The 7,629-nt window shown below is 58.5% G+C and carries 6 protein-coding genes and 1 pseudogene; 3 read left to right on the top strand and 4 right to left on the bottom strand.

All coding sequences use genetic code 11. The annotated features are described in order from the left end of the window. Window positions 1-239 precede the first annotated feature (239 nt). Window positions 240-590, bottom strand: a pseudogene (locus tag P1IM2_RS05905) (transposase); the annotation flags it as partial. A 64-nt stretch (window positions 591-654) separates the two neighbouring features. Here P1IM2_RS05905 and P1IM2_RS05900 point away from each other — a divergent pair. Further along, window positions 655-1,826, top strand: a protein-coding gene (locus P1IM2_RS05900) for an IS3 family transposase (RefSeq protein WP_095387322.1) whose coding sequence is annotated in 2 segments (ribosomal slippage) — window positions 655-919 and window positions 919-1,826 — 1,173 coding nt in all. Because the reading frame shifts where the segments join, the coding sequence is not laid out codon by codon here. A 50-nt stretch (window positions 1,827-1,876) separates the two neighbouring features. Here the strand turns inward: P1IM2_RS05900 and P1IM2_RS05895 are convergent. The 3 genes from P1IM2_RS05895 to P1IM2_RS05885 form a co-directional block, all read right to left on the bottom strand. Next, entirely contained in the window at window positions 1,877-2,647 is a 771-nt protein-coding gene (locus P1IM2_RS05895; protein ID WP_054590306.1) for an NUDIX hydrolase, read from the bottom strand. A gap of 64 nt (window positions 2,648-2,711) precedes the next feature. Continuing rightward, window positions 2,712-4,301 (bottom strand): ABC1 kinase family protein, encoded by a 1,590-nt coding sequence (locus tag P1IM2_RS05890; protein ID WP_039575416.1) that lies wholly within the window; start codon window positions 4,299-4,301, stop codon window positions 2,712-2,714. A 5-nt stretch (window positions 4,302-4,306) separates the two neighbouring features. After that, window positions 4,307-4,795, bottom strand: a complete 489-nt coding sequence (locus tag P1IM2_RS05885; protein WP_095385532.1) for a MarR family winged helix-turn-helix transcriptional regulator — start codon at window positions 4,793-4,795, stop codon at window positions 4,307-4,309. 131 nt (window positions 4,796-4,926) lie between these two features. Between P1IM2_RS05885 and P1IM2_RS05880 the strand changes: the two genes are divergently transcribed. After that, window positions 4,927-6,054, top strand: coding sequence for an HlyD family secretion protein (locus P1IM2_RS05880; protein WP_054590305.1), 1,128 nt, complete (start codon window positions 4,927-4,929; stop codon window positions 6,052-6,054). Continuing rightward, the gene (locus P1IM2_RS05875) at window positions 6,051-7,622 is read left to right on the top strand and encodes an MDR family MFS transporter (protein WP_095385529.1); all 1,572 of its coding nucleotides are present in this window, start codon (window positions 6,051-6,053) and stop codon (window positions 7,620-7,622) included. Before P1IM2_RS05880 ends, P1IM2_RS05875 begins: the two co-directional genes overlap by 4 nt. Window positions 7,623-7,629: the final 7 nt, after the last annotated feature.

Genomic DNA, 7,629 nt, shown 5'->3' with positions numbered 1-7,629 from the left:
GCAGCAGCGGCCCAATCAGGTCCCACTCCGCATCCGACAAATCCCCGCGACCCATGACTGATCCTCAAAAAGCAGTCTTGAATCAGAAGGAGGAGGATTTGGGAATCCCTTTTGTCAACACGGCCTAATCAAGTTGGCGCGCGGTTGAAGCGCATTGAATCAGACGGGTTGGTTTCACCATTGGCTCGATCGTTACTCATCATTGACTGCCACTGCCAATTCGGTTGTTCGGTATTCTGTTAGGTCGTCAGTTGATAGGGCCCATAGGCTTCCTTCCGGGTCAGCACGACCCAGGCGATCCGGGCCAACTTGTTGGCAAGCGCCACGGAGACGACCCTGAACGGCTTTTTCTCCGAGAGTTTCCTGATCCAGTCGGCCATGGGCGTTGGCTTATCCTTGATGTGGCGCATGACGGCGGTGGCGCCGACGACGAGCAGTCGGCGCAGATATCGGTCTCCCTGCTTCGAGATGCCACCCAACCTGGTCTTGCCGCCGGTGGAGTGCTGCTGCGGAGTTAGGCCGAGCCAGGCGGCGAATTGCCTTCCCGACCGGAACTGATCGGGATCGGTGACGATAGCAGCGATCGCGGTTTGATCTGCCCCCTTCTGAGTGGTCCAAAATTGATGATATTTTGGACGACGAAGGAGATATAGAATGCCGAGCAAGAAGCATCGCCCGGAAGAGATTATCGGCAAGCTACGTGAGGCGGAGGTTGTGCTTGCGCAGGGCGCTACGACCGCCGAGGCGTGTCGTCGGATCGCGATCAGCGAGCAGACCTATTATCGGTGGCGCAAGGAATATGGCGGCCTGAAGACCGATCAGGCGCGTCGGATGAAGGATCTGGAGAAGGAGAATGCGCGGCTTCGTCGTGCGATCTCGGACCTGACGCTGGACAAGCTGATCCTGCAGGAGGCTGCCCGGGGAAACTTCTGAGCCCCGCACGCCGCAGGCGCTGTATCGACCACATCAGAATGATGATGCCGGTGTCCGAGCGGCGGCTGTGCCGCGTGCTCGGGCAGCACCGATCGACGCAGCGCAAGGCGCCACGCGGGGCGGATGACGAAGCGGCCCTCACTGAGGATATCATCGCACTGGCCCGGCAATATGGTCGTTATGGCTATCGCCGGGTGACGGCGTTGCTACGCGATGCGGGGTGGCATGTGAACCGCAAGCGGGTTGAGCGTATCTGGCGCCGCGAAGGGCTGAAGGTGCCACAAAGGCAGCCGAAGCGCGGGCGTCTGTGGCTGAACGACGGATCGTGCATCCGGCTGCGGCCAGAATATCCCGGCCATGTCTGGTCCTACGACTTCGTCGAGGGCCGGACGCACGATGGTCGCAAATACCGGATCCTGTCGATCATCGACGAGGCGAGCCGGGAGTGCCTGGCGTTGCCGGTGGCGCGTAAGCTCAAGAGCGACGACGTGCTCGCGGCACTGGCCGAGCTGTTCGTCACGCGTGGGCCGCCGGCGCATATCCGGTCGGACAACGGCCCGGAGTTTATCGCGACGGCGGTGCAGCAATGGCTCGCCCAGATCGGCGTGAAGACGCTGTATATCACGCCCGGATCGCCATGGGAGAATGGCTATTGTGAAAGCTTCAACGGATCCCTGCGCGATGAGCTGCTCAACGGCGAGATCTTCTACTCGCTCGCGGAGGCCCGGATCCTGATCGAGGCTTGGCGGCGGCATTACAACACCGTCCGGCCGCACAGCTCGCTGGGATATCGACCACCGGCGCCGGAGGCCGTTCCATCGCCAGTGTCGCCCGCCGGTTCCGCTTCGCTCCACCTGCGGCCAACACTGGCGATGGACGCGTCAATGCACTAACAATCCCAGCGGACCACTCGGTGGGGGCCGGTCACTTGCTTGCTTCTATCTCAGCTGATAACTTCGAAGGCTGTGCCGTATCCCACGTCGGCGGGGATAGTGAGGATGTTCTTGCCGTCTCGCTGGATGACTTCTGGAAGGACCGGCACGATTTCGCGAGCCTTGGCCCGCGCGACGCAATCGTCTGCGCTCGCAGCTTCGGCTAGCAGTTGCAGGTTCAATCGCGTGGGAAAGATGATCGTTCGTTCACCGCTGACACCCAGTTTCAGGGCTTTGCTTGGCGAAAGCCATTCCGCATCAACGGTTTCATATCCATCACATGCTGCGATCTGGCGCTCTGGGGCGCGAACGACGAAGAAATGAGTGTCGAAGCGCTTTTGCATAAAGCTGGGCGTGATCCACCGCGCGAACTCGCTCAGGCGATCAAGGCGCAGTTGCACATCGGCCTCGCGCACAATGTCGAAAAATTCGCGCTCGCCTCGCTCGACGGCTTTGCGGCTTTCAAGATCGCAAATATCCTCGAACTCGCTACCGTCGCGATGATCGGCCAGCAGGATGCCTGCTTCCTCAAAGGCTTCACGAATCGCGGCAATCCGAAGGGTGCGCTGCGTAGGATCTAGCGTTTTCCAGCCCCTGCAATAATCGGCCCATTCAGGCGCTTCATCGGCAGCAGAAGGCTTTCCACCGGGAAAGACCAGCGCGCCGGATGCAAAATCGATCTGGTGATGCCGCTTGACCATCAGCACCTGGAACTCCGGCTCGTCGCGAAGCAACAGCATGGTGGCTGCGGGGACCGGATCGACTGGCTTCTGCAGTGTCATCATAAACTCCAGTTCTCAGTTGGCCTGATATTGGACGCTGGCCCGTTCAAGCTGAGCAACGATCTTATCGCCATTTGCGCAGAAGAACCAACCCGGCAAGAGCCACTGCAACACTTGCAAGCACCCAGGATTGATTCGCAAGCAGCGCCGCGGAGACGATAAGTGCGGCCGCCACAGGACCTTTGACAGGCTGGCTCGCGCGGCGAATGGCTGCGAGCTTCTCAAAACTTGCCGGATCAATCTGGACAGGCACATGCCCGGACTTGGCTATAGCGGCGGCGTTATCGAGAAGGTCAGGCATGATCGCCGCTAGGGCGAGGAGTTGTCGGCGAACTTTTTTTAAATTGGCGCGATTCCTGCCAAGGGAGAATCTTTCTGCGAACAGCTCCAACATGATGGGGCGTGTTTCCTCCCCGATATTATAGTCAGGCGCAAAGGAACGCGCAAACCCTTCCGCCGTGAGCAATGTTCGAAGAAGGATCGCCAGATCAGGCGGAAGTGCGAGCTGATAGTCTCGCAGGAGATCGAACACGCGGCTGAAAATATGCGAGAACTCAATCCCCGAAAGGACCGTTCCCCTGAACTCACCGATCAGCTGGTCCAAATTCTGGGTGAGCCCATCACGGTCAACTTTCGGATCTCCAGCCCATTCGAGCAACACGTTCGCGACGTCTGCTGTGTCTTCGTCGGCTATAGCCATGACAAGTCGTACCAGTTCCTCGCGCCTCGCCTTTGTGAGAGTGCCGACCGATCCGAAGTCGATAAAGCCCACATCCTGTTCCCCGATAAGGAAAACATTGCCTGGATGCGGATCGCCATGAAATTCGCCATTCAGAATGATCATGCGCAGGACTGCATTCGCATATTGTCTCGCGAACGCCGCCACGCGTGGGTCGGTCGATTCGGCCTCGATCGCAGACGCGGGCGTTCCATACAGCCGCTCCTGGACGTTGACCCGTATCCCCGTCAGTTCCCAATGAATTGTTGGAGTCTTGATCCCAAGCGTATCAAGATAGCCACCGATACGCTCGCATGCACGAGCTTCTGCTGCCAGATCCATTTCCCAGGCAAGATTTCTGCCAAAGGTTCGCAGGAACTCTACGGGGCGATAGCGGGCGATTTCAGGGGATCGATCCTCGGCAACGGCGGCGAGGCGCGTCAGGAGCCGCACATCGGCCTCCATTCGCGCAGCAGTGCCCGGACGCCGCACCTTTATGATAACGTCGGCGCCGTCGAGCAGCGAAGCAGAGTAGGTCTGCGCTACCGAAGCCGAAGCCAGTGGTTGTTCATCGAATTGGGTGAATTCCCCTCGCCAGTCAGCTCCCCAGCTTGCGGCAAGGATGGGCTCGATTTCTTCGAATGGCACCGGAGAAACCTGATCGTGGAGCGTCGCGAAGGCAGCAATCCAGGACCTGGAAAACAGATCGCTGCGCGTCGCCAGCAGCTGTCCAAGCTTTATTCCGACCGGACCAATGTCGCGCAGGAGTGCGACGACCGCCGCCGGCCGCAATTCACCTGGATCGATTGACTTGGCCGGATGCGGAATGACTCCGAGAGCGCCCGCCAGGCTTTTGGCGCCGTGCCGGACAAGAATCTGTCCTATCTCGGCGGCGCGTGCGATGTCTCCTATCGGTTTATCTCGGAACCCAGGCATATGTCCTATTCCGCATCGGTCCGGCTCTGATCGAGATTCGACGCAATCCGCACAAGAATGTCCAGCAACGTCCGTTTTTCGTCGCGCGTGGCGTTCCGCCATAGGACCCTATGCAGCCCGTCCGCGGATTCTCTCAGTTGGGGCAACAACCTGTCGAGCTCGCGGGTCAGGATGAGCTGCCATGCCCGGCCGTCCGTTTTGGCTCGTCGCCTTTCCATCAATCCTTTCCCACAAAGGCCAGCGACGGCTTGACCGATCGTGGCGGATTCCAACTCTAGTCGCTTGGCAATTCCGGCCTGCGTCAACGATGGTTCGCGGAGAAGTTGTCCGATGATGCGCCACTGCGTCTGATTGAGGCCAATCTTGGCAATCCGTGCGTCATAAGCGCGCCTCGCCCCCCGACTAATCTCGTCCATCAAATATAGCATACGGTCGTCGTCGGTGAGGGCGCCTTCGCGAAGCCGTGGCGGCATTGTGTCGAGATTTGCGTTCATACCGCTGCCTAGTCCGTTTCGTGGGAATGCCAAAACGCAAATTACTAAACGATTTTACTAACCGGATGGAACGGTCTACGCCACGCCATGAAGCGACTTAGCACATGTCCAAAATCCTTCGAAAGAGGCAGATGACCGACGAACCAAATGAGCGGGAACAGGATCGCGCGCCCGCATCCAGCCTGAAATCGCAACCCAAATTTCGCCTCATCCTCATCATAGCCATCACTGCTGCGCTGATTGCAGGTGGTTGGTGGTATTACAGGCATGTCACCTATGGGCAGTACATGCAGTCGACCGACAACGCCTATGTCGCGGCCGACAGCGTTGTGGTTTCATCAAAAGTGGCCGGATACGTGGACGCGGTGCTCGTCTCTGAGAACGGGCGGGTCAGTCCCGGCGAGGCGCTCGTGCAACTGGATGTGCGAGATTATAGAGCCCAGGCGCAACAGGCGCGTGCGCAAATTGCGGCGACGCTGGCCGGCGCCGACACAATCCGCTCGCAAGTAACCGAACAGGACTCAGCGATTCGGCAGGCGCGGGCCCAACTCGCCGCCAAGCGCGCGGCGCTCGACCTCGCCAATGAGCAGGTAGCGAGGTATCGCCCCCTTGCCGCGACCGGTGCGGAGCCGCGAGAAAAGCTTCAACAATATGAGACACAGGCGCAGCAAGCGCACGCCGACTTTGTTGCTGCCCAGGCAGCAGTCTCTGCTGCCAACGGTCGGAGGGCCACCTTGTTCAAACAGATCGACCAGACCGAAGCCCAAGCTGACGCGGCCCGCGCGCAGCTGGAAGCGGCCGACCTAGATGTCACATCGACTCTGCTGCGAGCCAGCAAGGGAGGTCGCGTTGGCGATCTAACAGTAAGGGTCGGCCAATTCGTTCAGCCCGGTCAGCGATTGATGACGGTGGTTCCGGTAAACGAAATCTACGTCATCGCTAATTTCAAGGAGACGCAGGTCGGCCTTTTGCGGGCGGGGCAACCGGTCAGGCTCGAGGTCGATGCTCTTCCCGACTTTGAGATTGCTGGACGCGTTGAGAGCATCTCGCCCGGAACCGGAGCAGAATTTTCGATCCTGCCGCCCGAAAACGCCACAGGGAATTTCACCAAGATTGTTCAGCGGATAACGGTTCGTATCGCGATAATAGCCTCGCCCAAAGTGCGTCGTCTGCTCGTCCCGGGCATGTCGGTTGTGGCAGTTGTCGACACGCGAAACGCTGCCGGAGAGCTGAAAGAGATCTCGAGTACCGACAAATGACCGCCGAGTTGGCATCGAACAGCGCCTCTGGTACTCCGACTGCAGAAAGGCGGAATGCCGATATCACCGCGTGGATAGCGGTCGCAGCGGGTGCACTTGGCGCCATGCTCGCAACACTCGATATCTCTATCGTCAATTCCGCGCTTCCGGTGATCCAGGGCGAAATCGGAGCCAGCGGCACCGAGGGCACTTGGATTGCCACCGCATTTCTCGTTGCCGAAATTGTGGTAATTCCGCTTAGCGCCTGGCTTGAACGCCTTTTTGGACTGCGAAACCTGCTCATCATTGCGGTTTCCGCGTTCACCGGCTTCTCAATTCTTTGCGGTATGGCGACCGACCTCACGACCATGATCATCGGTCGCACGGGTCAGGGTTTCATGGGTGGTGCGCTGATACCAACTGCGATGACCATCGTGGCGAAAAGATTGCCGCCCCATCAACAGCCGATCGGCATGGCGCTGTTCGGCATGACAGTGATTCTGGGTCCGGTCATGGGGCCGCTGATCGGTGGCTGGCTGACCGAAAATTTGAGCTGGCACTATGCCTTCTTTGTCAATGTTCCAATCTGCGCCGTACTGCTGCTGCTGCTATTCGTCGGGCTTCCTCACGAAGAGCCGAAGTGGGAGTATCTGACCGATGCTGATTGGGCGGGCATTGCCGGCCTGATTCTGGGGTTGGGCGCTTTGACTGTGTTGCTTGAGGAGGGGCATCGCGAGGAATGGTTTGAATCCGCTCTTATTCGCTGGCTGGCACTCATTGCCGTTATCGGTTTCGCTTCACTCATATACGGGCAGCTGAACGCGTCGAAGCCCGTCCTGAAACTCCGCCTCCTTCTCAATCGCCAATTCGGAAGCGTTGCGGTGATGGCTCTCGCCCTGGGAATGGTCATGTATGGTTCGACCTACGTCATTCCCCAATTTCTTGCGATCATATCCGATTATAACGCTTTTCAAACCGGGCTCGTTATATTTTGGATGGGTATTCCGGCTTTTGTGCTTATGCCGATCCTGCCCTTCATGATCCGCAGACTCCACATTCGCATTGCCGTCGGTGTCGGAATGCTTCTGATGGCGGCCAGCTGTTTCGTCAGCATAAGCCTCACCGCGGAATCTGGGGGCGCCGTATTCATCGAAAGCCAGCTTATTCGGGGTGTTGGCATGATTCTGGCCATGATGTTCCTGAACCAGGCTACCGTAGCCTCGGTGGCAAAGACAGATGCTGGCGATGCCTCCGGTATTTTTAACGCCGCTCGAAATCTCGGAGGATCTTTCGCTTTGGCCGGACTGGCTTCGTTTCAGGACCAGCGGATCTGGCACCATAGCCGGCGCATGGAAGAGACGCTGAATGCCAACAGTGCTTCACTCCAGATTTATCTTGATGAACTCGCGAAAAGCTTCGGCGGGATGGAGGGTGCCATGTCGATGCTAGGCCGGACCATCCAGCGGGACGCGTTCGTAATGACCTACAATGATGTATTCTTGGTGATGGGCGTCCTGACCTTGATGACCGTTCCTTTGGTCATCTTTTTGAAGCCGCTTCCCAAGAATGTTTCCCTTTCGATGCACTGAGCCTGAC

This window comes from Sphingopyxis sp. P1IMeth2 (assembly GCF_900185685.1).
GTDB classification, from domain to species: domain Bacteria; phylum Pseudomonadota; class Alphaproteobacteria; order Sphingomonadales; family Sphingomonadaceae; genus Sphingopyxis; species Sphingopyxis terrae_A.
Note: the sequence above shows the minus strand (reverse complement) of the source record. Positions and strands in the feature narration are given on the sequence as shown.